23 protein-coding genes are annotated in these 23,462 nt (G+C 63.8%); 13 read left to right on the plus strand and 10 right to left on the minus strand.

Going from position 1 to position 23,462, the window contains the following annotated elements:
• Positions 1-6: 6 nt before the first annotated feature.
• Positions 7-2,004 (minus strand): AI-2E family transporter, encoded by a 1,998-nt coding sequence (locus AWB74_RS15390; RefSeq protein ID WP_061147610.1) that lies wholly within the window; start codon positions 2,002-2,004, stop codon positions 7-9.
• A gap of 286 nt (positions 2,005-2,290) precedes the next feature.
• Here AWB74_RS15390 and AWB74_RS15395 point away from each other — a divergent pair, with 286 nt between their 5' ends.
• From AWB74_RS15395 to zwf, 6 genes are all read left to right on the plus strand, one after another.
• A complete protein-coding gene (locus tag AWB74_RS15395; RefSeq protein ID WP_014251595.1) occupies positions 2,291-2,473 on the plus strand; it encodes a DUF1289 domain-containing protein in 183 nt (60 codons plus the stop codon).
• Positions 2,474-2,581: 108 nt separating this feature from the next.
• Entirely contained in the window at positions 2,582-2,884 is a 303-nt protein-coding gene (locus AWB74_RS15400) for a hypothetical protein (RefSeq protein ID WP_061147611.1), read from the plus strand.
• A gap of 159 nt (positions 2,885-3,043) precedes the next feature.
• Positions 3,044-3,664: a glutathione S-transferase family protein gene (locus tag AWB74_RS15405; RefSeq protein ID WP_061147612.1), complete on the plus strand. Its 621-nt coding sequence runs from the start codon at positions 3,044-3,046 to the stop codon at positions 3,662-3,664.
• A gap of 64 nt (positions 3,665-3,728) precedes the next feature.
• Entirely contained in the window at positions 3,729-5,804 is a 2,076-nt protein-coding gene (locus AWB74_RS15410) for a 2Fe-2S iron-sulfur cluster-binding protein (protein WP_061147718.1), read from the plus strand.
• A 67-nt stretch (positions 5,805-5,871) separates the two neighbouring features.
• Entirely contained in the window at positions 5,872-6,771 is a 900-nt protein-coding gene (locus AWB74_RS15415; RefSeq protein ID WP_061147613.1) for a LysR family transcriptional regulator, read from the plus strand.
• Between the two features lie 175 nt (positions 6,772-6,946).
• Positions 6,947-8,422 (plus strand): glucose-6-phosphate dehydrogenase, encoded by a 1,476-nt coding sequence (gene zwf / locus AWB74_RS15420; protein ID WP_061147614.1) that lies wholly within the window; start codon positions 6,947-6,949, stop codon positions 8,420-8,422.
• Between the two features lie 27 nt (positions 8,423-8,449).
• Here zwf and AWB74_RS15425 read toward each other — a convergent pair whose 3' ends face one another.
• Together AWB74_RS15425 and AWB74_RS15430 are read right to left on the minus strand one after the other, a co-directional pair.
• A complete protein-coding gene (locus tag AWB74_RS15425) occupies positions 8,450-9,742 on the minus strand; it encodes an FUSC family protein (protein ID WP_087039028.1) in 1,293 nt (430 codons plus the stop codon).
• 89 nt (positions 9,743-9,831) lie between these two features.
• Entirely contained in the window at positions 9,832-10,470 is a 639-nt protein-coding gene (locus tag AWB74_RS15430) for a LysE family translocator (protein ID WP_061147720.1), read from the minus strand.
• A gap of 215 nt (positions 10,471-10,685) precedes the next feature.
• Here AWB74_RS15430 and AWB74_RS15435 point away from each other — a divergent pair, with 215 nt between their 5' ends.
• Both AWB74_RS15435 and AWB74_RS15440 read left to right on the plus strand, forming a co-directional pair.
• Positions 10,686-11,705 carry a DUF2515 family protein gene (locus tag AWB74_RS15435; RefSeq protein WP_061147615.1) on the plus strand — a complete coding sequence of 340 codons (1,020 nt, stop codon included), beginning with the start codon at positions 10,686-10,688 and terminating at the stop codon, positions 11,703-11,705.
• Positions 11,705-12,331 carry a flagellar biosynthesis sigma factor gene (locus AWB74_RS15440; RefSeq protein ID WP_143749234.1) on the plus strand — a complete coding sequence of 209 codons (627 nt, stop codon included), beginning with the start codon at positions 11,705-11,707 and terminating at the stop codon, positions 12,329-12,331. The genes AWB74_RS15435 and AWB74_RS15440 overlap by 1 nt, the downstream gene beginning before the upstream one ends.
• A 22-nt stretch (positions 12,332-12,353) precedes the next feature.
• Here the strand turns inward: AWB74_RS15440 and AWB74_RS15445 are convergent, their stop codons facing one another.
• The 3 genes from AWB74_RS15445 to AWB74_RS15455 are packed head-to-tail and all read right to left on the minus strand — an operon-like array spanning position 12,354 to position 14,937.
• Positions 12,354-13,970, minus strand: coding sequence for an alkaline phosphatase D family protein (locus tag AWB74_RS15445; RefSeq protein ID WP_061147617.1), 1,617 nt, complete (start codon positions 13,968-13,970; stop codon positions 12,354-12,356).
• Entirely contained in the window at positions 13,928-14,524 is a 597-nt protein-coding gene (locus tag AWB74_RS15450) for a universal stress protein (protein ID WP_061147721.1), read from the minus strand. The genes AWB74_RS15445 and AWB74_RS15450 overlap by 43 nt, the downstream gene beginning before the upstream one ends.
• 26 nt (positions 14,525-14,550) lie before the next feature.
• The gene (locus tag AWB74_RS15455) at positions 14,551-14,937 is read right to left on the minus strand and encodes a hypothetical protein (protein WP_061147618.1); all 387 of its coding nucleotides are present in this window, start codon (positions 14,935-14,937) and stop codon (positions 14,551-14,553) included.
• Between the two features lie 392 nt (positions 14,938-15,329).
• Here AWB74_RS15455 and AWB74_RS15460 point away from each other — a divergent pair, with 392 nt between their 5' ends.
• Positions 15,330-15,812, plus strand: a complete 483-nt coding sequence (locus AWB74_RS15460; RefSeq protein ID WP_061147619.1) for a glycoside hydrolase family 108 protein — start codon at positions 15,330-15,332, stop codon at positions 15,810-15,812.
• On the plus strand, positions 15,812-16,507 hold the full coding sequence (locus AWB74_RS15465; protein WP_061147620.1) for a hypothetical protein: 696 nt from the start codon (positions 15,812-15,814) through the stop codon (positions 16,505-16,507). The genes AWB74_RS15460 and AWB74_RS15465 overlap by 1 nt, the downstream gene beginning before the upstream one ends.
• A 54-nt stretch (positions 16,508-16,561) precedes the next feature.
• Here the strand turns inward: AWB74_RS15465 and AWB74_RS15470 are convergent, their stop codons facing one another.
• Positions 16,562-16,858: a hypothetical protein gene (locus AWB74_RS15470; protein ID WP_143749236.1), complete on the minus strand. Its 297-nt coding sequence runs from the start codon at positions 16,856-16,858 to the stop codon at positions 16,562-16,564.
• Positions 16,859-16,943: 85 nt separating this feature from the next.
• Positions 16,944-17,711, minus strand: a complete 768-nt coding sequence (locus AWB74_RS15475; RefSeq protein WP_061125764.1) for an IclR family transcriptional regulator domain-containing protein — start codon at positions 17,709-17,711, stop codon at positions 16,944-16,946.
• A gap of 268 nt (positions 17,712-17,979) precedes the next feature.
• On the opposite strand from AWB74_RS15475, the gene AWB74_RS15480 reads away from it, so the two are divergent.
• Together AWB74_RS15480 and AWB74_RS15485 are read left to right on the plus strand one after the other, a co-directional pair.
• Positions 17,980-19,389 carry an MFS transporter gene (locus AWB74_RS15480; RefSeq protein ID WP_061147622.1) on the plus strand — a complete coding sequence of 470 codons (1,410 nt, stop codon included), beginning with the start codon at positions 17,980-17,982 and terminating at the stop codon, positions 19,387-19,389.
• A gap of 117 nt (positions 19,390-19,506) precedes the next feature.
• Complete coding sequence (locus AWB74_RS15485; RefSeq protein WP_061147623.1) at positions 19,507-20,421, plus strand: LysR family transcriptional regulator; 915 nt, start codon at positions 19,507-19,509, stop codon at positions 20,419-20,421.
• Positions 20,422-20,430: 9 nt separating this feature from the next.
• Here the strand turns inward: AWB74_RS15485 and AWB74_RS15490 are convergent, their stop codons facing one another.
• Positions 20,431-21,315 carry a bifunctional helix-turn-helix transcriptional regulator/GNAT family N-acetyltransferase gene (locus AWB74_RS15490; protein WP_061147624.1) on the minus strand — a complete coding sequence of 295 codons (885 nt, stop codon included), beginning with the start codon at positions 21,313-21,315 and terminating at the stop codon, positions 20,431-20,433.
• Between the two features lie 61 nt (positions 21,316-21,376).
• Positions 21,377-22,390: an AraC family transcriptional regulator gene (locus AWB74_RS15495; protein ID WP_061147625.1), complete on the minus strand. Its 1,014-nt coding sequence runs from the start codon at positions 22,388-22,390 to the stop codon at positions 21,377-21,379.
• 189 nt (positions 22,391-22,579) lie between these two features.
• On the opposite strand from AWB74_RS15495, the gene AWB74_RS15500 reads away from it, so the two are divergent.
• Entirely contained in the window at positions 22,580-23,431 is an 852-nt protein-coding gene (locus AWB74_RS15500) for a class I SAM-dependent methyltransferase (RefSeq protein ID WP_061147626.1), read from the plus strand.
• The last annotated feature ends 31 nt before the right edge of the window (positions 23,432-23,462 follow it).

The following is a 23,462-nucleotide window of genomic DNA, read 5'->3' on the forward strand; positions in this document are numbered from 1 at the left end:
CCCGCGTCACTCGTTTCGCAGCTCGGCGACATCCTCGCGCGGGCCGCTCAGCGCCGCCTCGCCGCCCGTGTCGTCGAGGCCCGCCCACGGCACGCCGTCGGTGGACTGGCGCCGCGCGGCGGCCACGCACGCGTCCACCAGTTCCCTGAACGACACCGCCGCCGAGCTGGTGCGCACGAGCACTTCGCCTTGCAGCGGGCTTTCGGGAAACACCAGTCCGACGATCAGTTCCGCCAGCGGCGCCCGCTGATGCAGCCGCCGCAGCAGATTGCGCAGATACGGCGGCGACTCGGCCGCATCGAACGACACGACGCAGATGATCGACACGCCCGCGAGGTCCACTTCGCCGAAGCGCCCGCGCGAGAAGCGCTCGTAGCCCGCGAGATCCGCATGCAGGCCGTGCTTGCGGAATAGCTGCACAGCGATGGCCGCCGCGAGGTCATCGAGTTCGCTGCGCCCCGCGATGCACAGCACCGACGCCGTGTGTCCTTCCTTTGCGGCGTCGAAGCGAGCGGGCGGCAGCTCGTGCGGCAGCGGCCCGTCGTCCGGGGAATCCAGGCTCGCGGGCAATTCTTCCTTCGGTACGGCGGTGACCGCCGTGTCTTCCGTGTCCTCCAGTCCTTCGATGATGTCGAGCGCCGATTCGTTGATGCGCCGCAGCTGATCCGCCGTCACGACACCGCGCAGCACGTCGTTATGGGCGTAGCGCAGACCTTCGAGCGCGACTTCGTCGTAATAGGCGATGAGCGAGCGCTCCTTCAGCAGCGACTCCGCCTGCACGAGCGCTTCGTCGGGATCGTTCGCGAGCAGGCGCTGATAGAAGTTTTCGGCCGGCGTGAGCGCGGGCCGGTCGCCGAACAGCACATCGAGAAATTCAAGGCGATCGACGTGGCGGCCGAGAATCACGAGACATAGCGTGAGCGGCGTCGAGAGCACGAGGCCGATCGGCCCCCAGATCCAGCTCCAGAAGATCGCCGCGACGATCACCGCGAACGGCGACAGCCCCGTGCTGTGCCCGTACAAGAGCGGCTCGACGACCTGCCCCGCGATGATGTCCGTGGCGGCGAAGATCACGATGGTCCACACGAGCATCGCCCAGCCGGGGCCAACCGCCGCCGCGAACACGACCGCGATGATCGCCGCGATCCACGTCCCGACATACGGCACGAAGCGCAGCAGCGCGGTCATCACGCCGAACAGCAGCGCACCCGGCACGCCGATGATCGCAAGCCCTATCGCGATGACGATGCCCGCGCCCACGTTGATGCCGAGCTGCGCGAGGAAGTAGCGCGACAGGCGCCGCGCGGCTTCGTCCATCGCGGTGGTCGCGCGATGCAGATCGCGCGAGCCGAAGAGGCGTATCAGCCGGTCGCGCAAATCTTCGCGCTGAAGCAGGATGAACACTGCGACCACCAGCACGATGCCGGTGGTCTCCAGCGGACTGATGACGGGCGACAGGAAGCGTTGCGCGAGCTCCAGCGGCGTCGGCGTCGGTTCGTGGACTTCGACGGGCATCGGCTGGTCGATCGGCGACGCGGCCGGGTTGTCCTCGTTCTTCTGTTCCTGCTCGCGGGCCGGCGACAGGCGCTTGAGCGCATGCGCCGCGCGGCCAAGAAACTCGTCGGCGCGGCCGATCGTCAGCTTCTGCACGGTGTCGACCTTGCGCTCGACCGCGACCTGATATTTCGGCAGATCGCCCGCAAGCTGCGCGACTTGCGCGCCGATCAGCGCGCCGACCGCGGTCAGCACGGACAGCGCAATCACCACCGCGACGATCACCGATGGCACCTGGCCGAAGCGCAGCCGCCGCAGGAAGTCGACGAAAGGCGCGAGCAGGAAGCTCAGCAGAATCGCGAGGATGATCGGAATCATCACCGCGCGTCCGAAATACAGCGCGCAAATGACGACGACGCCCGTCACCAGCGACGCCAGCGCGCGCACGCCGGGCGCTTCGGGCGGCAGGATCTTCGCGGGTGGCCGGCGCGGCCCGGGTGCTTGCGGCATGGGTAACGGCTCGCTGTTGGAGTGAAGGCAGGCGGCGCCCGGCGGGTGCGGGAGGCAACATCAATAAAGCAAGGCACGTGCCGTCGAGCGCGTGCCCGCCCCGCAAAGGTGAGCCGGTTCGGGAGCCGAATTCTACTGCAACCGGTGCAACGGTGAGGAAATACGGGAGTGACGCGGGGAGGCGCGGGAGTTGCGGCGTGCTCTATCGAAATGATCGAAACAATCAGTTGGATGCGCGCACGAAGCGCGTGCGACATTGGCGCAACTGGAACGCACGGGACTCATCATGGCAGTCGATTCACCCTGCATCAGCATCTGCAAGTTCGACGAGAAAACCGGCTTCTGCATCGGCTGTTTGCGTACGAAAGACGAATGCAAACAGTGGAAGAAGATGAAGGACAAGCATCGCGTGCGGATCATCGACGACCGGTCCGCGCGCAAGGCGAAGCTCAAAAAGCACAAGAAGTAGGCACCGCGTAAGAACAAACGCTGGACTGGTCGGGCGTAGGGTGATCGCGGATTACTGACTGCGCCGGGACTACACTGGAAGCGCCATCGGCTCTCCGTGGAGTCCGCCATGAAACTGACGACAGCCGCATTCGTTTTCGCGTCTTCCTTCGCTGCATCCGCCGCTTTCGCGCAACTGCATCCGAGCGCCGAAACCGACATGTACGCGCCGCAGAACAGTACGAAGCTCATGCCGAACGCACCGCTCGGCAGTCAATATCCGACGCACGGCAACGCGCAAGCGGGCGAGCTCAATCTCAATCCGAGCGATCCGCGCGCTCAACTGGTCAACGGCCTGCCGAACAACGCGAATAGCGGCGGCTACGGCTCGCCGCTCGCGGGCAACAAGGCGAACGTGCCTCGCGGCGAATAAATCCAAAGTGAGCCGAAATAAAAGACTGCCCTCACCGTTCTCGTTTCGAGAATAGTGATTTGAATTTCCCCGGTATTCAGCTTCATCACGCAAGAACCCATACTTGGTTTCACGCGGCGGACCTCTCCCGCCCGACACGATCAACCAAGGAGACTTGCCATGAAGCTTTACTACCATCCGCTGTCCGGGCATGCTCACCGCGCGCGTCTTTTCCTGAGTCTGCTTTCGATCGAGCACGAAGAAGTCTTCGTCGATCTCGCGGCCGCCGCGCACAAGACGCCTGAATATCTGAAGCTGAACAGCTTCGGCCAGATTCCCGTTCTAGTCGATGGCGACAACGTGATCGCCGATTCGAACGCGATCCTCGTCTATCTCGCGAAAAAAGCGGGCGCCGCGCAATGGCTTCCCGAGACGCCCGCGCAAGCCGCCGCCGTGCAGCGCTGGCTCTCCGTCGCGGCGGGACAGATCGCGTTCGGCCCCGGCGCCGCGCGGCTCATCACGGTGTTCGGCGCGAAATTCAACGCGGATGAAGTCATCGCCCGCGCGCATGCCGTGCTCAAGGTGATCGACGTGGAACTGGCGAATCGCAAGTGGATCGCCGATTCCGGCAGCGCGCATCCGACCATCGCCGATATCGCGCTCTACAGCTATATCTCGAGCGCTCCCGAAGGCAACGTCGATCTCGCCGCTTACGCGAACGTGAACGCGTGGCTCGCGCGTGTCGAAGCGCTGCCCGGCTTCGTTCCGTTTCAAAAGACGGCCGCGGGTCTCGCGGCGTAAAGTGAGCGCGGCGGCGACGCGCGTTCGCGTGGCCGCCGCGCACGAATCGAAGAGGCATACGATCATGTCCGCTTCCGCCCCCGTTGTTGTGACACCGTCGCCGTGGCATCGCGGCGAAATCGCCATTCAGAAGGCCTTCGGCGCGTTCGAGCGCATGGACGGCGTCGGACGGCGCGTCGTGCGCGATCACATGCCGGATCAGCATCGCCAGTTCTTCGCGCAACTGCCGTTCATCGTGGCCGGTTCGGTCGATGAGCACGGCGATCCGTGGGCGACGCTCTTCGCCGGCCATCCCGGCTTCATGCGTACGCCCGATGCGAAAACACTGGCGATGACCCGCGCGCGCGATCCGCTCGATCCCGCCGACGCCGGCATGCACGACGGCGCGTCGGTGGGACTGCTCGGCATCGAATTGCATACGCGCCGCCGCAACCGCATGAACGGCGTGATCCGTCGCGATGGCGCGGATGCCGCATTCGATGTGGCCGTCGAGCAGAGTTACGGCAATTGCCCGCAGTACATCCAGTTGCGCGATTTCGAATTCGTGCGCGATCCCGCCGTGCCTTCTCCGGTACCGCCGCTCGCGCTCGATGCGTTGTCGCCGCGCGCAAAGTCGATGATCGAGAGCGCGGATACGTTCTTCGTCGCGTCGTATTTCGATCGCGAGGACGGACATCGGCAAGTGGATGTGTCGCATCGCGGCGGCAAGCCGGGATTCGTGCGCGTGGCCGACGACGGCGCCCTCACCATCCCCGATTTCGCAGGCAATCTCTTCTTCAACACGCTCGGCAATATTCTCGTGAACGGCCGCGCGGGACTCGTGTTCGCCGACTTCGAAACGGGCGACCTGCTGCAACTCGCGGGCGACGCTGAGGTGCTGCTCGATTCGCCCGAAATCGCCGCTTTCCAAGGCGCGGAGCGGCTGTGGCGCTTCACGCCGCGGCGTATCGTGTATCGCGCTCAGGCGCTGCCGCTGCGATGGAAGGCGCGTGACGAAGGTGCGTCGCCGAATTCGCTGATGACCGGCGACTGGCGGCAGGTCGACGAGCGCATGAAGGCCGCCGCGCTCGCGAACGCGTGGCGCACGTTCCGCGTGAGCAAGATCGTCGACGAAAGCGCTGCGATCCGCTCGTTCCATCTCGAACCGGCGGACGGCGCGGGCATCGTGCCGCACAAGGCCGGCCAGCACTTGCCGATCCGCGTCACATTGCCGAGCGAGACCAAGCCGATGATCCGCACGTACACGCTGTCGGTGGCGCCGTCGGACGGCGTGTACCGGATCAGCGTGAAGCGCGATGGACGCGTGTCCGCGCATCTGCACGACACGCTGAAAGCCGGCGACATCGTCGAAGCGCGCGCACCGGCGGGCGACTTCACGATCGACCCGTTAGAGCGGCGTCCGGCTGTGCTGATGGCGGCGGGCGTCGGCATCACGCCGATGCTCGCGATGCTGCGGCACATCGTCTACGAAGGCCTGAGAAAGCGGCGCGTGCGGCCGGTATGGATGATCGTGTCGGCGCATTCGCTCGCGAGCCGCGCGTTCGCACGGGAAATCGACGCGCTCGCGCAAAGCTCGGGCGGCGCCGTCAACGTGATCCGCGTGCTGAGCGACACGAACGGCGCGCAGATCGAACGCGATTACGACGTGTCGGGGCGCATCGATATCGATCTGCTGACGAGCCGACTGCCCTTCAACGACTACGACTTCTATCTGTGCGGGCCGGGCACGTTCATGCAGACGATCTACGACGGCCTGCGCGCGCTCAACGTTTCCGATGCGCGCATTCACGCGGAGGCATTCGGTCCATCGGCGCTGAAGCGCGCGGCGGATCGCGGCGCGGACGTGAAGCCGATGCGTCCGGCCGCCGCCGAGCCCGTCAAGATCGAATTCCTGAAGTCGGCCAAGAGCGCGCAGTGGAAGCCGGGCTGCGGCACGCTGCTCGAACTGGCCGAGGCAAGCGGCCTGTCGCCGGAGTTCAATTGCCGCGGCGGGACGTGCGGAACCTGCAGGACGCGCATCGTGAAAGGCGCGGTGTCGTATGAAAACGAGCCGGCGTTCCATGTCGGCGATAACGAAGCGCTGATCTGCTGCGCGCTGCCCGCAGCCGACTCGGACGGGACACTGCAACTCGATCTCTAGATTGTGTCGGGCGCGCCGATCCTCGACAATGCACGGCATCTTTTCAGCGGATGCCCGGCGCGCTCACATGGACCGATTACAGGCAATGACGACCTTCGTCACGGTGGTCGAGACGGGCGGCTTCGCATCGGCGGCGCGCAAGCTGGATGTATCGCCATCGGTCGTGAGCCGCGTCGTGACGGAGCTGGAAGAGCATCTCGGCGTGCGGCTGCTCACGCGCACGACGCGCGTCGTGCGTCTCACCGACACCGGCAGCGGCTATTTCGAGGACTGCCGCCGCATTCTCGGTGAAATCGATATCGCCGAGCTTTCCGCGACGGGCACGCATTCGTCGCCGCGCGGCCTGCTCTCGATCACCGCGCCGGTCATGTTCGGCCGCCTGCATGTCACGCCGATCGTGCTCGACTATCTCCGGCGCTATCCCGAAACCGATGCGAACTGCTGGTTCGTCGACCGCGTCGTGAATCTCGTCGATGAAGGCATCGATGTCGCGGTTCGTATCGCGCAACTGCCGGACTCGTCGTTGCAGGCGATCAATGTCGGACGCGTGCGGCGCGTGCTGTGCGCCTCGCCCGCGTATCTCGAACAGCACGGCACGCCGCGTCATCCGGACGAACTCGCGGAGCATGTCGTGATCGCGTCGACGGGTTCGTCGACGCCGCCGGAATGGCGTCTTCAGGATGGCGAGCGGCAGATCGCCGTGCGCACCCATGCGCGCTTCACGACGACCACCAACGATTCGGCCATTGCCGCCGCACTCGCCGATTTCGGCATCGCGCGGCTGATGTCGTATCAGGTCGCGCAGCATGTGAGCGAAGGGCGGCTCGTCATCGTGTTGCCCGATTTCGAGCCGCCGCCCTTGCCGATTCATCTCGTGCATCGCGAAGGACGCCATGTCGCGCAGAAGGTGCGCGCGTTCCTCGATCTCGCCGTGAGCACGCTGCGCGCCGACGATACGCTGCGCTGATCCCCGCGCACCCATACGCACCGCGCGTGACAATTCGTCCATGATCGGGAAATCGAACGCCCGTTAGCACGACCGCCGTGCAAAATGCCGGCAAAACATGCAACATAGCTGTCTCGAACGATCGCACCGATCGGCGCGCTTTCGGCTTATCTGAACCCTTACCGGCTCACGCACCATGACGAAACCAACTTCTCCTTCGAACGAACGCCCGCTCGACATGATCATCTTCGGCGGCGGCGGAGACCTCGCCGCGCGCAAGCTGCTGCCGGCGCTTTACATGGCGCACACGCACTGCAACCTGCCCGCCGACACGCGCATTCTCGCGATCGGCCGCAAGGACTGGTCGCGCGAGGATTATCTGAAGAACTTCATGGAAGAACAGGCGCGCCCGTTCATCGAATCGAAAGTCTTCGATGCGCAGTCGTGGGACAAATTCCTCGCGCTGTTCGACTATGTGCGCATCGATGTCGAGAATCCGTCGGACTTCCAGCGTCTCGCACAAGCCGTGCGTCCGGGCTCGCAGCGCGTACTCTATCTGTCGACGTCGCCGGAACTGTTCGTGACCATCTGCGAGAACCTCGACAGCGCCGGCATCCTCGATGACAACGCGCGCGTCGTGCTGGAAAAGCCGCTCGGCCACGATCTCGCCTCCGCGGTCGCGATCAACGATGCGGTCGGCAAGCACTTCAAGGAAGAGCAGATTTATCGCATCGACCATTATCTCGGCAAGGAAACCGTGCAGAACCTGATGGTCCTGCGCTTCGGCAATGCGATCTTCGGGCCGCTGTGGCAATCGCCATATATCAAGAGCGTGCAGATCACGGTGTCGGAGACGGTCGGCGTGGGCAGCCGCGCGGGGTTCTACGATCACACCGGCGCCTTGCGCGACATGGTGCAGAACCACTTGCTGCAACTGCTGTGCATCGTCGCGATGGAGCCGCCCGTATCGCTCGATCCGGACGCCGTGCGCGACGAAAAGCTGAAGGTGCTGAAGTCGCTGCGTCCGATGACCGTCGCCGATATCGCACGCGACACGGTGCGCGGCCAGTACACGGCGGGCGCGGTGGGCGGCGAGGCGGTGAAGGGTTATCTCGAGGAACAGAACGTTCCGGCCGACAGCCGCGCGGAAACCTTCGTCGCGTTGCGCGCGCATATCAACAACTGGCGCTGGGCCAACGTGCCGTTCTTCCTGCGCACCGGCAAGCGCATGCAGAATCGCCGCTCGGAGATCGTCATCGACTTCGCGGATCTGCCGTTTTCGATCATTCCGGAAGGTCCGCGTCACTACGGCAACCGGCTCACCATCACGCTCCAGCCGGAAGAATCCATCCAGTTGCAGATGATGGCGAAGGAACCGGGCAGCGGCATGCACATGCAGCCCGTGACGCTCAATCTCGATCTCCAGCAAGCGATGACGCAGCGCCGCGCCGAGGCGTACGAGCGTTTGCTGATCGACGTGATTCGCGGCCGTCTCACGCACTTCATGCGGCGCGACGAACTGGAAGCGGCATGGACGTGGGTCGAGCCGATTCTCAACGGCTGGAAAGAACTGGGCGACCGGCCGCGCGGCTATACGGCGGGAACGTTCGGGCCGGCGGCATCGAGTGCGTTGATGGCGCGCGAGAATCAGGCTTGGGCGGAAGAGGCTTGATGCCGGGCTGGATTCGCTGATTCAGGCTTACCGCATCGCGGCGTGTGGCGCTTTTCTTGCTGCCCGCGCCGCGCCCGCCGCCATCACCGCCGACAGCACCACGATCCCGCCGAGAATCCCGCCGAGCCTCATCAGCGCCGGCATCGGGTCCGACGACCAGTGATGGTCCTGCACGAAGACCATGATGAACGCGATGCCGAACTGCCGCCCGACATAGCTCGCGCCTTGCGTGCCGGTCTGCACGTGGCAGCCGATCCATACGCCCGCGCACAGCGCGATCATGCAGGCGAACGCGTTGTCGCCGAGCAAGGGCAGCAGCGCGAGACTCACCGCACCCGCCAGCAGGCAGCCGACGAAGCGCTGAATCATGCGCTCCGCGATCGGCTTGTGCGTCGGCTTGCCGAGCGCCGATGCGGGCAGGATCAGCACGGCGATCGCCGTGACCATTGCCTGCGCGAAGCCGGGCAGGTCCCATACGTAGGCAAGCGATGCCAGGATCATCACCGACCACGCGCTTTGCCAGCCGAGCCGCTTGCGCATTGCGAGCGCGCTTTGCTCGGCGCGCGCCGCGTGGGTCGCATCGAGCGCCTGCACGGCCAGAGCCGCATCGGACGGCATGACGGTAACGATTTGCGCATTGGCGCCGTCGACGCGATCGATCGTCGATGCCGCCTGTGCGCGCGGCACCGGCGCCGCGCCGCGCGACTTGCGATAGTGCTGCACGCCCGCATGAAACAGCGCCGACACTGCCACGCACGCCACCGTCCCGACGACCACTTCCGCGACGCGCAATAGCGCGAAGGACGCCGTCGCCGCCGCGGACACGAGCCGATGCGCCTCGAAAATCACCATCAGCGACGTGACCGCGCCGAGCACCCACGCGTAGCCCGCATCGGAAACGAGCGCGCGGTACACCGCTACGCCCGTGATCACGCCGAGGAGCGGCACGAAGATCCACGGCACATCGCCGATGACGGGTCCGGCCGCCGCGCCGATCAGCGCGCCCGCGACCGTGCCGACCACGCGCTGCACGCCGCGCTGCGCGCATGCGGAGAACTTCGACTGCATCACCGCGAAGCCGCTGATCGCCGCCCACCAGATGTTGCTCAGGTGAAACGCATAGGCGAGCGCCACGGCGAGCCCGACGGAGAGCATCGCTTGCGTGGCGAAGAGCGCGCGCGCCGGCGTCGGCCTGATCGCGATCAGCTCGCGCCCGAGCGACGCAAACGCATCGCCGACGATGCGAACGAGCGTGCCCAGTGCAGCGGCGCTTTCATGAAGGATCGGCTGGGCGCTTCGGGGAGAATCGTCGGTTGGCATCGTTCTGGCGATTGATCGGGCGTTTGACTTGAGCGTAGCCGCCCGTCGCCCGGATGCAAAGCCGAACTGCGCGAGGTGCGGCAAATCCGCTACACGCGCGAAGTCAAAAGCCGGATGCCCGCCGCGCCGAACACGAGCGCGAGACACGCATCGAGCCCGCGCTGGACGCGCTTGTAGATGCGCCGCGCGGACGCCATCGAAAAGAGCGCGGCGTAGCCGCCGAACACGCATGCGCCGATGCACAGACATCCCGCGACGACGACGAGCATATGCCCCGGCCCCTCGCCCGACGACGATCCGAGCGCTGCCACCGACATCCACACGAGAATCGCCTTCGGGTTGGTGAGATGCAGGAGCGCGCCGCGCGCGTAGAGCTTGCGCCCGCTTTGTCCTTGCGCATCCGCCGACGCTGAACGCACCGGCGGCTTCAACGCCGCGCGCCCCGACTTGAACGCGAGCCACAGCAGATACAGCCCACCGCAAATCTTCACGCCGACGAGAAAGCCCGAATAAGCCGTCAACGCCGCGGAAAGGCCGAGCGCGGCGAGCATCGCCCAGAAGAACGAGCCGGACATCACGCCCGCCGCGAATGCGAATGCCGCGCGCCGGCCCGACGTGCTTGCGATCGACATGATCGCGAGATTGCTCGGCCCGGGGCTCGCGGTGCCGACGAAGTAGGCCGAATAAGCGATGAGCAGATTCGCGCTGAGCAAGGCGTGGCCGTTCATGGCGGTGGCGTCTCCATCCGGATTGGAACGTCTGACATTGTCGGCGAGTTGCGCCGTGCGCGTCCATGAACGATTTGCGGTTGCGTGGGCGGGCCAGTTCGGTGCGTTCAATTCAAAGCGGTGTGGCGCAACATATATCCACGAATCGGGCCTATCCACGCGGTATGTTTTCCGTTGATCCATCAGGATCGCCAACGAATAACAACGAACCGCGTATGAGCGACAGAGAAAAGTGTGACAACCCCCGCTGCCCCGTCTGTTACCCGAACTGGAAAGAAGAGGAAGAAGCGGCGAGGCGCAAGGCTGAAGAGGATAAGGAGAACTGCATCACCTGCTGGCGCAACTTGCAGAAAGAAGCCGAGAGGATCGCTTCCGCATCCGATCCGATTGCCCGTAACCGCCAGATCAATGCCGCCTATGCGCAACTGTGGTGGGAGGAGCGCCGTTTTCAGTGGGCGGGGCTCGCGGCCTTCGCCTCAAAGCAGGTTGGTTGCGGCCTTCTCAACGCCGCCGAGATGATTCAGAAATCGAATCGCCAGCGCGACGCATATCAGCGCTGGGACCGAAACGCTTCGGCGCTCGAGAGAATGTCGCCGTATGGCAGCCCGCGCATGCCCATGCAGGATCAGGCGATGGGCGAAGGCGCGACCAAGGTGCATCAGATGCTCGCGTTGGGGAACACGGCCCTGTTTCTCGAAATCTGGCCGCTGCACAAGTTTTACGAGGCGTTCGGTCTTGAGCGGTTCAAACAGTGTTACCCGCTTCGTAAAACCATAGCCGCCGAGGTCAACTGGCCGCTCAGTCGTCAGATCGAGTTTGGCCGCCCGTGGACGGAGGTGACCGAGGCATTTTCTGCAATCGACCGTGGCGATATCGCGGGCGGTGTTGACTGGATGGCGCGTCACGAACAGCTCAACATTTTGCAGCCCGCCCTCTACGAGGACCCGATGTTCGTCACCCTGATGCGAGGCAATCAGCTTGCATGGGCCACGCACTTTCCCACGGGATCGGCCAGGGAGGTTCAGTTGACCCTTGCCAGCCAGTGCACGGTGAGGGGAAACAATGCCGCTCACGTGCCGTTTAGCAAGGAGCCGCTGGCGAATCTCGCTGATCCGGTGCAGCGCATGAAGTTCGTTCGGGAGGCTGCCGAACGATTCGACAAGATGCTCCATCACGCTTTCGAGAAGTATGACGTGGAGAATTCCCTTTATCTGCTTGCTCATCCGAGGTCATGATGATGTTCAGAAAAACCTGGCTGGTACGGTGTTTCGCGTTTGCACTCAAGGCGTCGCTTCTTGCCGCCCTCGTGGGGCAATTGTGCAGCGGGAAGGAATCGACTGATGTGGTAGTGCTGAAGCTGGCTGAACCTTACGAGCAGGTACGTCAGCATTCTCGGTCCACGTTGCCCCCGTGGGAACCGGGCGACTTTCTGGCCATCGTCACCCGGCCCGCGACGTTTCGCTTCGATGATGCGCGATATGGCTTCACGACGCCTGCTGCAAAATTTCTGGCGGTAGGTATGAGTAGTCGCACGAGCAAGGTCGACTCAGTCACGCTTTCGCCGCAAGTCGAGGCGCTGCCGCTCGATGACGCCGTGGCGATACTCCTGGACTTGCAAGCTCAGTTGCGACGGAGTGGATGGCGGCCATTTCAGGCAAGTTACTGGCGTCCTATTGAGGATGAAAGCGAACTACGCCGCGCTATCCGCGAGTGCAAATCCCCAATGACCGTCTGGAATGCAGGGACCGAGTATCAGGTCAATCTGGATATTCGATGTTTTGGCACTGATCCGCGACGTGAGCGCTACCTGATTACACTTCAGTTCGGGCGTCAAGTCTTCGAAGACTTTCCCTACGATTGACTGGGGCTTTCCCCCCGAACGCTCAAACCTCCACATCGAGCTTCACTTCCCAAAGCGACTTGCCGTTCAGATCATGCAATGAAACGGTCATCGCGCGACTTACAGGATCGATCTTCGCGCGCCCATAGAACTGTTGCAGTGCCGCGGGCGAGCGGTTCTGCAGATTATCCTTCGGCACACTCACATAGCGCAGCTCGGGACCAAACGTCATGTCGAGATCGTTCGGGCCGAACGTGCCCGCGTTGATCGGCCCGCCGACGAACTCCCAGAACGGCTTGAACTCCGTGAACTGCGCGCGCGACGGATCGTAGTGCGTCGCCTGCGCGTAGTGCACGTCCGCCGTGATCCACACGACGTTCCTGATATCTTCCTGCTTGATGAATCGGAGGATCTCTCTCAACTCCAGTTCACGGCCGAGCGGCGTGCCGTTGTCCGCGTTGGCCCAGGCTTCGAACGTGCCCTTCGGCACGTCGGGGTTCGCATCGGGGACGACGAGCGAGATCGGCATGTCGCTCGCGATCACCTTCCACGTCGCGCGCGAAGCCTTCAGCGACGCCTTCAGCCACGCGGTCTGCTGCGAGCCGAGAAAGGCAGAATCCGCATCGAGGCGCGTCTGCCTGTTCGGCGAATTCGCGCCGCGATACGAACGCTCGTCGAGCATGAATACATCGAGCAGCGGGCCGAACTGAAATCCGCGATACACCTGCTCCGGATCGAGCTGATTGATGCGATACGGGTTGTATTCGAACATCGCCTGCTTCGCGCGCGCTTCGAGCAGGTTGATCGAGCGCGTCTGATAGCGCTTCTCCGCGTCGCCGATCTGCTGACCCGGATACCAGTTGTTGCGCACTTCGTGATCGTCCCATTGCACGAGGAACGGCACTTCGGCGGCGAAGCGGCGCTTGTTCTTGTCGAGCTGGTTATAGGCGAACGCGGCGCGGTAATCGTCGAGCGTCTGCGCGACATGCGACTTGCCTTCGGTGACGATATTGGTCCACATCGTGCCGTCGGGCAGCTTCACTTCCTCTTCGATCACGCTGTCCGCATAGATCTGGTCGCCCTGATGGATGAAGAAGTCCGGCGACTCGCGGCGCATCGCTTCATAGATGCGATAACCGCCGAAGCGCTCGTTGATGCCCCAGCCCTGCCCCGCTTCATCGCCGGAGAAGACGAACGTGACCGGCTTGTTCGCGTCGAGCGATGCCGTGCGCAGGCGTCCCGTCACGGGTTCGCTATACGCCTTGTCATCGACGAGATCAGCGAAACGCACGCGATAGAACACGTCGGCGCCGGGCGGCAGATCGGTCAGATCGACGCGCGCCGTGAAGCCGCTGCCTTCGAGCGCCGCCGGCCCGATGCGCCGCTGAAACTTGTCGAAGCGCTCGCTCGTCGAGTATTCGACGATCATGCGCGCGGGCCGGTCCGTGCGGCTCCAGACGATGCCGCTCGTCGCGGTGACATCGCCGCTCATCACGCCGCCGGGCAGTTGCGGGCGCAGCTTGTCCGACGTGACGACCGCCGGCGCGACGCCTTGCGCGAGCGCATCGGCGAGACCCGCGCCCGTGAGCGCGAGTCCCGTGCCGGACACGAGGCCCTTCAGCAAGGTGCGTCGGGACGGTTTGACGATGCGATCCGGCATGGCAGGCTTCCTCTGGAACTGTACGCGGGGGCAGCGGTGCGCTGCGTCGAATCGACGATAGTAAAACGTAACGGTGTCGCTTTTGTTGCAGCGGGCGCTTCAAACTCATCATCCGCTGGGTTCGATGCGATCAGCAAGCGGCGGTTGCTGTGACGGCTCACCGCGTCGGACACGCGTTCTTGCCAGAAGCGCCAGTGCGTGCCCTTCGCGCGGCCGATCACGATGAGGTCAGCATCGAACTCGCGCGCCGCCTCGGCAATCATGCGTGCGAGCGTGTTGCCCATCGGCAGATCCATCGTGACGCAGATGCCGTCCACGTCCGATGCGCGCATGGTCTGCAAGGTGCGCCGCTCGACTTCGCGCGCCACTTCGTCGACATGCGCGAGCGCCGCGCCGAAGTCGTACTGTGCCGACGATACCGCCCAGAACGGCATGCGGTCCACGATATGCAGCGCCGTTAGACGCGCGTCGAATTCGCGGGCCCGCGCGATGCCGAGTGTGAGCGCGGCATGGCTGAGGCCTGGTCCCACCGCGACGAGAATGTGTTTTTGCATGATGTCGTCTCCAGTCGATCGCGCGTTCACTGCATGCGCCACGTGCGCTTTACGGCATCGATCACATCGGCTTCAGAACACGTCATGAAGCCGTCCGCGACAACCGCCGATTCGCATAGCGTGAGCACGTCGCGTCTCATGCGCTCGTCGCGCACCTCTTCCGCTAGCTGCTGCACGATATGCGTATCGACGCGGCACACGTCATCCCATGTGAGATGCGAATGACGCATGAGGTCCTCACACACCTCGCGCACGATGTCGTGCAGGTCGCCGGGCGCGAGCCCGAGCCGCGCATAGAATCCGCGCCGTTCGAGCTCCTCGATCTCTGCACAGCCGATATGCCCGTCCGCAATCAGCGACATCACGACGATGCGCGCCGCCGCACGGGGACTGTCCGATGGATAGTGACGCATGGCTTCTCTCCTCGATGAAACGTCGTCAACGAAAGGCAGTGCGTCCTTCTTCATCGATATCGCGCCGCCTGATGCCTTGCATCGTAGGGACGGAGAATGAGCCTCGAATGAGCATCGGCGTTGTTCGTGCGGCCCGAACAGGCGCGTTGAGAAGCGTTGGCTAAAGCACGACAGTTCGCTTTGGTTCTAGCCCTCGTCAATCCCGGTGAACCTTGCAGCACAAGGCTTCCGCACAACTGGCACGGCCGATGCATAAGGCATAGCCGTCGCGTCATGACTGCCTGCCACTGTTTGACGCGACCGGGCCGGCCGCCTCGTGCGCCGGCCCGTTTCATCCGGCGCCGCGCTCGTTCAGGTTCCGGCGGCACGCGCAGGCGCCAGGGAGAATCACCATGAACAACTTCGACGACGCCTTCGACGCGCTGATCGGCAGCGAAGGCGGCTACTCGTTCCATCCGGCGGATCCGGGCGGCGAAACGATGTGGGGCGTGACGGCGCGTGTCGCGCGCGGTTACGGCTATGCGGGCGCGATGAAGGATCTGCCGCTCGAACTTGCGAAGCGCATCGCCAAGCAAAAGTATTGGGATCCGCTGCATCTCGATGAATTCGATCCGCGCGTCGCCTTCCAGATTTTCGATGCCAACTACAACGGCGGCCTCGTCGTGCTCTGGATGCAGAAGGCATCGGGCGCGAAGGAAGACGGCAAGTTCGGCCCCGATACGGTCGATGCCGTGAAGGCCGCCGATCCGATGCGTTTCGTACTCCGATTCATTGCGTATCGCTTGCGTTATCTGAAGGGCCTGCACGCATGGCCGACGTTCAGCCGCGGCTGGACCGAGCGCATGGCCGTGAATCTTCTTTTGGGAGCAGCATGATGGACTGGTCGAAAGTGGCGTCAACGATCGGCGCGAAGGCGCCTCTTCTGGCGGGTCTCATCGGCGGGCCGGTGGGCCTCGGCGTGACGACCGCGGCCGCGATCATCTCGCATGCGCTCGGCACGCCGAGCGATCCGGATGTCGTCGAGACCGCGCTCAACGATCCCGACGCGCTCGACAAGATCGGCCGAGCGGAAAGCGCGAACTCGCTGCAGTTGCAGCAGCTCGTGGTGGCGGCAGCGCAGGCGCGCCTTACGTTCGAAGCGGACATGGCGCGCATCGCTGCGGGCGACCGTGCCGATGCGCGCGCGATGGGCATCGCCAACAAGGACTGGGTGCCGAAGGTGCTCGCGATGTGCGTGACGGTCGGCTTCTTCGGCATTTTGTTGTTGATGGCGTTGCGCGCGTTGCCCGAGCCGAATCGCGATCTCGTGAACGTCGTGGTCGGCGCGCTCGGGACGGCGTGGATCAGCATCATCGGTTATTACTTCGGGACGTCGGCAGGCTCGATGCGCAAGACCGAGCTGCTCGCGCAGCCCAGCGTGCCGATTACGTCGGAAACCGCGGTGACCTTGCGCGATCCGGCGCCGGCATCGGGGTCTACGGCTCGCGATGCGTCCGGCGCTCACGCCGATCATGCGCCGCGGGCGTTCGTGCCCGGCGGGCAGGGTCCGATCTTTACGGGCGGGTCGTGAGGTTCAATCGATCGTGCAGCGCGCGCATGTCGAGCGGCTGCACGGTTCGCGCGATTATCGTCGCGCGCTCGATGCCTTGGCTGCTCTTAGCATTGCGATAAGTTCAGCATGCACATCCTGAGCGGCGAAATATTCTCGCGTTCTTCGCGCTTCTTCCGACGCCGCAATACCGCAGGCCACGAATTTGCCTTGACAAAGGGACTTGTCGAGGGCGTCGCATGTTTGTGATTCCTCGGGCGACACGGCGGAACGTGCGATTTTCATTTTCTGGATGAGTGGTTTCGGCGACGCCAGAATAGCACCGACGAACATCGCTTCGGCTTCAAAAACATAATTCCCGAAAACCCTCACCTTTCGCGCTTCTGCGCTCGCCCAAGGCCCTTACTACAAGGGCCTCGAACGCTCTCCGGCATCCCCACTCCCGAAAACCCTCACCTCAGATCACATTTAGCATCGACAGCGCCGTTTCCTGCAACGGCTGCAGCACTCGTAGCAGCGCCGCCTCGCCCGTCTCTTTCCCGATCGGCATGTTCGCCGACAAAGCCGCCACCACTTCGCCATGCCGGTTCTTCATCGGCACCGCGACGCCGCGCACGCCCATCTGCAATTGCTGCTCGATCGCGACATAACCATCGACGCGCGCCTGGCGGATCTTCTCGTAGAGCTTTTCCTTGTTGGTGATCGTGAGCGGCGTGAAGGGCTTGAACTCGGTCGCATCGAGCCACTGGCGCACGGAGGCTTCGTCCTTGTACGCAAGCATCGCGATGCCGCCCGACATCAGCGCCGCCGGCACGCGCGCTCCTAGCACGAAGCCCGTCGTCATCACGCGCGTGGAGCCGTTGCGCGCGATGATCACGAGATCCCAGTCGTCCAGCACGCTCACATACACGGACTCGTGTATCGACGCACTCAGTTGCTGCAGATAAGGCTGCACGATGCGCGGCAGCCGCGCCGACTCGAAATACGACCACCCCATGCGCAACACGCGCGGCGTCAGATTGAAGAGCTTGCCGTCAGTCTGCACGTAGCCGAGATGCGCGAGCGTCAGCAGATAACGGCGCGCGGCCGTACGCGTCAGGCCCGTGCGCATCGCGGCCTGCGTCGGCGTCATGCGCGCGTGCTGATCGTCGAAGGCTTCGAGGATCGCCAGACCCTTTTCGAGACCCGCAATCCAGTCGCGTTTGTCGAGTGCCGGTTTAGTCATGCTGACATGCTTGTTTAGTTATGGATCACGGGATGTTTCGGTGCCCCACGAAAGCCAATTGCTAGTGCTAACCCCGAAAGTGAACGATTATCGGACACTAGCGTGCGATAATCGCGCAAAATTTATCATAAAACATTGATCCAAAGGGGTTGCGCTCTTATTCTCCAATCACTTTCAGAGCGACGCGAATTCCGGCAAACAAAATGCCCCGCCGCTCGACCAGGTTCCCAGGCTCAACTCCATAAACCCATTGTTCGGAGACATCTCTATGGCTAGCCCTAAGGACGACGCGCACGGCGGCCGCCAGGCGAAAAAAGCGACGGCGAGCGGCTGGATCGGCTCGGCGCTCGAGTATTACGACTTCTTCATTTACGCCCAGGCAGCAGCGCTCATTTTCCCGCAGTTGTTCTTCCCGTCAGGCAATCCGAAGGTGGCGATCATCGCGTCGCTCGCGACGTACGGCGTGGGCTACGTGGCCCGTCCGATCGGCGCATTCGTGCTCGGCCATCTGGGCGATACGCACGGCCGCAAGAACGTGCTGCTCATCTGCATGTTCCTGATGGGTTTCTCGACGATGGCAGTCGGTCTCCTGCCGACGTATCACAGCGTCGGCATGCTGGCTCCGGCGTTGCTCGTCGTGTTGCGACTGGTCCAGGGCTTCGCGGTGGCCGGTGAAATCTCCGGCGCCAGCTCGATGATTCTGGAGCATGCGCCGTTCGGACGCCGCGGTTACTACGCGAGCTTCACGCTGCAGGGCGTGCAGGCCGGCCAGATTCTCGCGGCCGCCGTGTTCCTGCCGCTCGCCACGTTCATGCCGGAAGACATGTTCAACTCCTGGGGCTGGCGCGTGCCGTTCCTGCTGTCGGCCTTCGTGCTGGTCGCGGGCTACATCATCCGGAAGGAAGTGCATGAAACGCCGGCGTTCACGGCCGAAGAATCGCACGGCGATCTGCCGAAGTCGCCGATCAAGGAAGCGTTCGCCAACAGCACGCCCGACATGATCCGCGTCGTCTGCATGGCGCTGATGAACGTGATTCCCGTCGTCGCGACGATCTTCGGTGCGGCGTATGCGGTGCAGTCTTCGTATGGCATCGGCTTTCACAAGAGCGTGTATCTGTGGATTCCGGTGGTCGGCAATATCGTCGCGGTGCTGGTGATTCCGTTCGTCGGCAATCTGTCGGACAAGATCGGCCGTCGTCCGATGATGATCGGCGGCTCGCTGATTTCCGGCATGCTGGCGTTCGCCTATCTCTATGCGATCAGCATCCACAGCGTGCCCCTCGCATTCCTGATGTCGCTCTTGATGTGGGGCGTCGTGTATCAAGGGTATAACGCGATTTTCCCGAGCTTCTATCCGGAACTCTTCCCGACCCGCTCGCGTGTTTCGGCGATGGCGATTGCGCAGAACATCGGCACGACCATCACCGCGCTGTTGCCCGCACTGTTCGCAGCGGTTGCGCCGCCGGGATCGAACAACATCCCGCTGACGGTCGGCGCCATCGCGTTCGGCGTGACGATCATCGCGGCGATCGCGGCTTACTCGGCGCGTGAGACGTATCGTATCCGCCTGAACGATCTGGGCAAGAAGGACGCGGTGCCGATGAGCGAGCAGGAATACGAACGCCTGCGCGCCGACTCGATGAGCGTGGATAAGGTCGCCAAGGCGCGCCACGCGTAAGAAGACCGTGTTGGAGTGATTTTCGGGCCCTTCGGGGCCCTTTTTTTTGTGCGCAGTGTCCGATCCCGCGTTAGCCGATAACATGAATGCCCTTTCATCGATGACGCGGAGTCGTGAATGGCGGGCTTCAACGAACGCATCCTCAACGGCATCAGCGTATTCGCAGCGATCGTCGATGCAGGCACGTTCGCCGCCGCGGGCGATCGTCTCGGCATGTCGCAACCGGGCGTGAGCCGCGCGATCGCACGTCTCGAAGCGCGCCTGAAGATTCGTCTTTTCGATCGCACGACGCGCAGCGTCGCGCTCACCGACGACGGCCGGCGTTTCTTCGCGCAAGTCATGCCGCACCTCGCGGGCCTCGAAGAAGCAGCGGCTACCGCATCGGGCAGTTCGACGGCGGTGCGCGGGCGCTTGCGCGTGAATGTCGATCCGATTTTTTCGCGCCTCTTGCTCGGCCCGAAGCTCGATGCGTTCTTGAAGACGCACGCCGATCTGCAACTGGAGCTCATCACGAGCGACCGCCTGGGCGACATGATCGCCGACGGTTTCGATCTCGCCGTGCGCTTCGGCGAGCCGCGTGAATCGAGTCTCGTCGCGCGCAAGCTGCTCGATACGCCGGTGCGCACCGTGGCCGCGCCGTCCTATATCAAGCGATGCGGCAAACCCGCGACGCCGCATGAACTGGCCGATGATGCGCATACCTGCATCGAGTTTCGCGATCCCGAAACGGGGTGGCCGTTCGTGTGGGAGTTTCATCGGAAGAAGAAGCGCATGACGGTTCAGACGCATGGCCGTCTGACGGTGAACGATCCGGGCACGATGCTGAGCACGCTGCTATCGGGCTATGGCATCGCACAGATTCTCGCGCTCGGTCACGAGCATCTGCTCGCGGATGGCAAGCTGATCGATCTATTCCCCGACTGGCCCGACGAGCGCTTTCCGCTGTATGCGTTCTATCCGTCGCGGCATCATCCGCCGGCGAAGACGCGCGCGTTTCTCGATCTCGTCATCGCATTGACGGGCAAGCGCTAAGGACACGCATCAACCTAAGACTTTCTCGAACCAGTGATCCGCGTAAGCTTCGTCGCTGAATGGCGCGACTTCGACATAGCCCGCTTGCCGATACAGCTTGACCGCCTCTTGCAGCGCCTTGTTCGTCTCCAGACGCACGGCTTTCGCGCCGCTTTGCCGCGCGTGCTGCTCGGCCTCCGCGAGCAAGCGTCGCCCGACGCCGAGCCCGCGCGCGGACGCGCTCACCCACATGCGCTTCAACTCCGCCGCTGACTTGCCATGAAACTTGAGGGCCACGCAGCCCAGCGCCGCGCCACGCAACCTCGCCACGATCAGCGCGCCATGCGGGGCGACGAGTTCGCGCGCATCGGCGGACAGGCTGAGCGACGGATCGAAACCCGCATCGAAGCGCGCATTCAACTCGGCGAAATATTGATCGATGCACCATCGGGCGTCATCGCTCGTCGGATCTTCGAGCGCGAAGCGCATCAGCGAGGGCTGCAGCAAGCGCTCCACTTCCGCCATCGCCGCGACAAGCCGCTCGCGCTGCGACTCGCTCAACGGCTCCAGCATGCTGCCCGCGACCGTATCCGATAGCCGTTCGAGTTCGTCGCGTTCGCCGCGGCCCGCTTCGGTCAGCACGGCGCGACGCACCCGGCGATCGTCTGGACGGGATTCGACCGCGACAAGCCCTTGCCGCTCGAGCGATGCCAGCGTGCGGCTCAGATAGCCCGAATCGAGACCGAGGCGCTCGCGCAGCACGCGAAGATCGACGCCTTGCGCACCGATCTCCCAGAGCAGCCGCGACTCGCCCATCGGCCGGCCGCGTCCGAGAAAATGATCATTGAGCGCGCCGATGCCCTCGGCAACGGTGCGATTGAAGCTGCGAATCTGGTTGATGGCGGTCGGATTCATGGCGATGACTCGGGCAAATCGATATCTCTGACCTTAGTCAGAGAATCGGCCCGCGTCAAGCTCAATGCGCTTCTGTCGCGGCTTCCACGCGCGTCTTTTCGCGTCGCCACGTAGCGGGCGGCTTGCCGACGAGACGCTTGAACGCGCGGATGAACGCCGCCTCGGACGCATAGCCCACATCCTGCGCGACCGACGCGATCGTCGAGTTCGTATTGCGCAAGAGGCCAGCCGCGACCTGCATGCGCCAGTTGACGAGATATTGCATCGGTGGAAGTCCGATCATGTCGACGAAGCGCTCGTGCAGCGCCGAACGCGAGAGACCCACGCGCTCGCCGAGTTCCTCGACCGTCCACTCGTGCGCGGGCTCGTCGTGCATCACGGCGAGCGCGCGGCCGACGAACCGGTCGCGCAATCCCGCGAGCCAGCCGCGGCTTTCGTCGGGCAGCACATCGACGTAACGGCGCACCGCATCGACGAACATCATTTCGCTCATGCGCTCGAGCATCGCCTCGCCGCCTGGCCGCTTATGGCGCGATTCGACGACCGCCTGCTGCATGAAGTGATTGATCCAGCCCTGAGTGCCCGTTTCCCTGAGATGCAGGAGCCGCGGCAAGGTGGCGATCAGCGGATTGAACGGACGTAGATCGCAGCCGAGAAAACCGCATACGAGCATCGTTTCGTATGAATCGTCGGGACGGCGATTGTTGCGCGCCTCGACCGCGTCGTAGGTCAGCGTGAAGGGCAACTGATCGATCTTCATCGCGAACGGATCGACATCGGCTTCGGCGCGAATGCCCGGCGCGCTCGAAATCACGTGCGCGTCGCCATGCGGAAACACGATGATGTCGCCGCTCGCAAGGCGCACCGGCGCCTCGCCGACGAGCGCGCCCCAGCAATTGCCGTGCGTCACGACGTGATATTCCATTACGTGCTCGCAATCCGGCATGACGATGCTCGCGATATCGCGCGCGGGCGGCGCTTCTGCCGCCCAGTTGCGGTTGCCGCTCACGTGAAAGAAAAGCGCGCCGCGCAGGCGCACGGTGCGCAGCACGTCGGACAGGATGTCGTGACTCATGTGTCGGCTCCCGTGATCGAAAGCATCGGTGCGCCGCAAACAATCAGGAGAATCGCAAAGCGGACGATCGGGCAATTCGCGGCGACGCACGGACAGGCATCGAAGCGATGGTAACGGGATACTGCACGTGCCCGCCATAGGGCGATGCTCGACACATCATCTGGAAACTGGGAACCTGGAGAAGGAACCATGCATGCGTTGAATACATCCGCGGTTTGCGACGAGCCGATCAAAGCACATCCCGACTTCGCCGCGATCAAGGCGAAGCAGCAAGCCACATGGGCGAGCGGGGACTTCGCGGTGATCGGCACGACATTGCAGATCGTCGGCGAGATGCTCGCCGAGTCCGTCGACCTGCGCGCGGGCGAACATGTCCTCGATATCGCCGCAGGCAACGGCAACGCGACGCTCGCCGCCGCGCGCCGCTTCGCTCACGTGACATCGACCGATTACGTGCCCGCGCTGCTCGAAAAAGGCCGTGCGCGCGCGCAAGCCGAAGGACTCGCCGTCGATTTCAAAGTGGCCGATGCCGAAGACCTGCCCTTCGACGACGGCAGCTTCGACGTCGTGCTGTCCACCTTCGGCGCGATGTTCACGCCGGATCACAGGCGCCCCGCGGCCGAAATGCTGCGCGTGGCGAAGAGCGGCGGGCGCATCGGCATGGCGAACTGGACGCCCGAGGGCTTCATCGGACAACTATTCAAGGTAATCGGCTCATATGTGCCGCCGCCCGCGGGCCTGCAATCGCCGGCGCTGTGGGGCACGGAGCCGCATCTCGTCGCGCTGTTCGGCGCCGAAGCCGTCGATATTCGCTGCGTCCGCAAACACTTCAGCATGCGCTATGAATCGAGCGCGCACTGGATTCAGGTATTCCGCGATTTCTATGGCCCGGTGCATCGCGCGTTCGCGGCGCTCGATGCCGCGAAGCAGGCGGATCTCGAACGCGATATCACCGCGTTGCTCGAGCGCTGCAATGTGGCGGGGGCGTCATCGCTCGTGGTGCCGAGCGAGTATCTGGAAGTGGTAATCGTCAGGCGCTGAAGCCCGGGCGAAGATTCACGCGTCCGCGCGG

Origin of the sequence: Caballeronia arvi, assembly GCF_001544695.2 — a bacterium.
In the GTDB taxonomy this organism is placed as follows: Bacteria; Pseudomonadota; Gammaproteobacteria; order Burkholderiales; family Burkholderiaceae; genus Caballeronia; species Caballeronia arvi.

Excerpts from the sequence above, each read along its gene's own strand:
- AWB74_RS15390 (WP_061147610.1), bottom strand. The coding sequence starts at position 2,004 with ATGCCGCAAGCACCCGGGCCGCGCCGGCCACCCGCGAAGATCCTGCCG.
- AWB74_RS15395 (WP_014251595.1), top strand. The coding sequence starts at position 2,291 with ATGGCAGTCGATTCACCCTGCATCAGCATCTGCAAGTTCGACGAGAAA.
- AWB74_RS15400 (WP_061147611.1), top strand. The coding sequence starts at position 2,582 with ATGAAACTGACGACAGCCGCATTCGTTTTCGCGTCTTCCTTCGCTGCA.
- AWB74_RS15405 (WP_061147612.1), top strand. The coding sequence starts at position 3,044 with ATGAAGCTTTACTACCATCCGCTGTCCGGGCATGCTCACCGCGCGCGT.
- AWB74_RS15410 (WP_061147718.1), top strand. The coding sequence starts at position 3,729 with ATGTCCGCTTCCGCCCCCGTTGTTGTGACACCGTCGCCGTGGCATCGC.
- AWB74_RS15415 (WP_061147613.1), top strand. The coding sequence starts at position 5,872 with ATGGACCGATTACAGGCAATGACGACCTTCGTCACGGTGGTCGAGACG.
- zwf (WP_061147614.1), top strand. The coding sequence starts at position 6,947 with ATGACGAAACCAACTTCTCCTTCGAACGAACGCCCGCTCGACATGATC.
- AWB74_RS15425 (WP_087039028.1), bottom strand. The coding sequence starts at position 9,742 with ATGCCAACCGACGATTCTCCCCGAAGCGCCCAGCCGATCCTTCATGAA.
- AWB74_RS15430 (WP_061147720.1), bottom strand. The coding sequence starts at position 10,470 with ATGAACGGCCACGCCTTGCTCAGCGCGAATCTGCTCATCGCTTATTCG.
- AWB74_RS15435 (WP_061147615.1), top strand. The coding sequence starts at position 10,686 with ATGAGCGACAGAGAAAAGTGTGACAACCCCCGCTGCCCCGTCTGTTAC.
- AWB74_RS15440 (WP_143749234.1), top strand. The coding sequence starts at position 11,705 with ATGATGTTCAGAAAAACCTGGCTGGTACGGTGTTTCGCGTTTGCACTC.
- AWB74_RS15445 (WP_061147617.1), bottom strand. The coding sequence starts at position 13,970 with ATGCCGGATCGCATCGTCAAACCGTCCCGACGCACCTTGCTGAAGGGC.
- AWB74_RS15450 (WP_061147721.1), bottom strand. The coding sequence starts at position 14,524 with ATGCAAAAACACATTCTCGTCGCGGTGGGACCAGGCCTCAGCCATGCC.
- AWB74_RS15455 (WP_061147618.1), bottom strand. The coding sequence starts at position 14,937 with ATGCGTCACTATCCATCGGACAGTCCCCGTGCGGCGGCGCGCATCGTC.
- AWB74_RS15460 (WP_061147619.1), top strand. The coding sequence starts at position 15,330 with ATGAACAACTTCGACGACGCCTTCGACGCGCTGATCGGCAGCGAAGGC.
- AWB74_RS15465 (WP_061147620.1), top strand. The coding sequence starts at position 15,812 with ATGGACTGGTCGAAAGTGGCGTCAACGATCGGCGCGAAGGCGCCTCTT.
- AWB74_RS15475 (WP_061125764.1), bottom strand. The coding sequence starts at position 17,711 with ATGACTAAACCGGCACTCGACAAACGCGACTGGATTGCGGGTCTCGAA.
- AWB74_RS15480 (WP_061147622.1), top strand. The coding sequence starts at position 17,980 with ATGGCTAGCCCTAAGGACGACGCGCACGGCGGCCGCCAGGCGAAAAAA.
- AWB74_RS15485 (WP_061147623.1), top strand. The coding sequence starts at position 19,507 with ATGGCGGGCTTCAACGAACGCATCCTCAACGGCATCAGCGTATTCGCA.
- AWB74_RS15490 (WP_061147624.1), bottom strand. The coding sequence starts at position 21,315 with ATGAATCCGACCGCCATCAACCAGATTCGCAGCTTCAATCGCACCGTT.
- AWB74_RS15495 (WP_061147625.1), bottom strand. The coding sequence starts at position 22,390 with ATGAGTCACGACATCCTGTCCGACGTGCTGCGCACCGTGCGCCTGCGC.
- AWB74_RS15500 (WP_061147626.1), top strand. The coding sequence starts at position 22,580 with ATGCATGCGTTGAATACATCCGCGGTTTGCGACGAGCCGATCAAAGCA.